General features: G+C 39.2%; 1 protein-coding gene. It reads right to left on the bottom strand.

Translation table 11 applies throughout. The features are described 5' to 3' along the window. Positions 1-158: 158 nt before the first annotated feature. On the bottom strand, positions 159-1,490 hold the full coding sequence (ltrA, locus tag GSY74_RS02365) for a group II intron reverse transcriptase/maturase (protein ID WP_164663513.1): 1,332 nt from the start codon (positions 1,488-1,490) through the stop codon (positions 159-161). Between the last annotated feature and the right edge of the window lie 365 nt (positions 1,491-1,855).

Here is a 1,855-nt window from a genome sequence, read left to right as displayed (position 1 = left end):
TTCATTGGGTGTCCATCAGCCCACCTATTTTTGTTCAGATCTTTCCAAAAATTTAGGGTCAGGGTAGAGTAGAGAGCAGGCGAGCCACTAATAAAAGCGCTTTTCCAACTCCCCCTCATCAAACCGTGCATACAGTTTTCCCGTACACGGCTTTCCGATCACCTTCTTTCGCAAGCATTCACCTTTTGTGTCCAAGGGGCATTGGTCGGCATTTTGTACAGACCGATCTTATCATAGAGGAAACTATTTGGAAATTGTTTAAAACCAAGCGTTCTTATTTTATGTTTTCGCCTTAGAAAAACTCTCATCCTTTGCGTTAGAAACTGCCCCATCTTACTCATACTTTTACTACAGCCACCATAATAAAAATAGTTTTTCCAACCTCTTGCGACAGTGTTGACTTGTTTGACGATTTCCTCTGTAGGAATAACTGTCATATTCCTCTTAGTCAGGTTTTTGACTTTTTCCCTGAGATTAGCTTCTGCCTTGGCGGAAGGCCGAATCAAAGGAAAGCGTTTACCTGTCTTATCGCTAACTTTGGTTGTCACTGAAAATCCAAGAAAGTCGAAACTTCCCTGTTTTGTATCAACAACGACTGTCTTTTGAGGATGGAGTCTTAGTTCAAGATCTTCTAAAACAGCTTTAACTCGTTCTAATATCTGATTGTGGTTATAAGGATTTCTGCACAAGATCACAAAGTCATCAGCATATCTGACAATCCGTGCTCCATACTTTTCAAACATTCTCTCAGTTTTCCAGAATTTATCTAAAACATTAAGGTATATATTTGCTAGTAGTGGAGAGATGACACCACCTTGCGGTGTGCCATATTTATGATTCTTGTTGTACTTTACTTTCCCATTTTCCATACTCTCTACTATGGGAGCTTTTAGCCATTGTTTGATTAGTCTCAAGATATTCTTATCCACTACTCTTTTTGCTACCAGTGATAGCAGTTTAGTATGCGATATCGTATCGAAGTATTTCGATAGGTCTGCATCGATTACTGTAGTATGTCCATATATAAGATTCTTGGCAATCTCGTCCATTGCTTGATGAGCGTTTCTCTTTGGTCTAAATCCATAAGAGTTATCTTCAAAATCTGTTTCAAAGATCGGTTCAATGACAATCTTGGTTGCCATCTGTACGATCCTATCTTTGATAGTTGGTATGCCTAATGGTCTTTTATCTCCATTTGACTTCGGTATATAAACTCTTTTAACCGGGCTTGGTCTATAGCGATTCTCTTTTAGTTCTAATGATAGCTCTTGAATATATCTCTCTGCTCCATATGCTTCGATATCTTCAAATGATGCTCCATCAATTCCTGATGTTCCACCACGAAGTCTTATCCGTTTATAGGCGTAGGTCAATATATCTACTCTGTATACCTTGTCATACAAGGTATAAAATTTGTAGTCACTTGACTGTTTGGCTTTACGATATAGTTTTCTTTGCAGATCCCGAATTCTAAATGGAGTTTTTAGCATAGTGCAATCTCCTCTCCTTATCTGTTCCAAAAACTTGGTAAAAGTAGTGTCCCTTCCCTCTTTCAAAGTTATGTTGTCTTTGAAATACAAACGGTACTATGAACACCTCCGAATCCCTTGCAGACCCGATGAGATTTCGCTTTGCTTATATTCATCAGTTGATCATTACATCATCTGCAAGGGCCTCCCGTGTTATCTCACAAGACCTCTTATACATATCATCCCTGCTACCCCGGGAGCTTATCTACTGTATAATAGTTATATATTACATCCTGTCACGCTGGATAAAGCGAATCTTAGTAGATATATCAGCCTTCCCTAGTCGTCAAGTAGGTCGGCAGCTCCATCAGTTTACGAGGCTACAT

The organism is Sulfurovum sp. bin170 (assembly GCF_010892395.1).
Taxonomy (GTDB): Bacteria; Campylobacterota; Campylobacteria; order Campylobacterales; family Sulfurovaceae; genus UBA1140.
The sequence above is the reverse complement of the archived record's forward strand: the minus strand, read 5'-3'. Positions and strand labels throughout refer to the sequence as shown.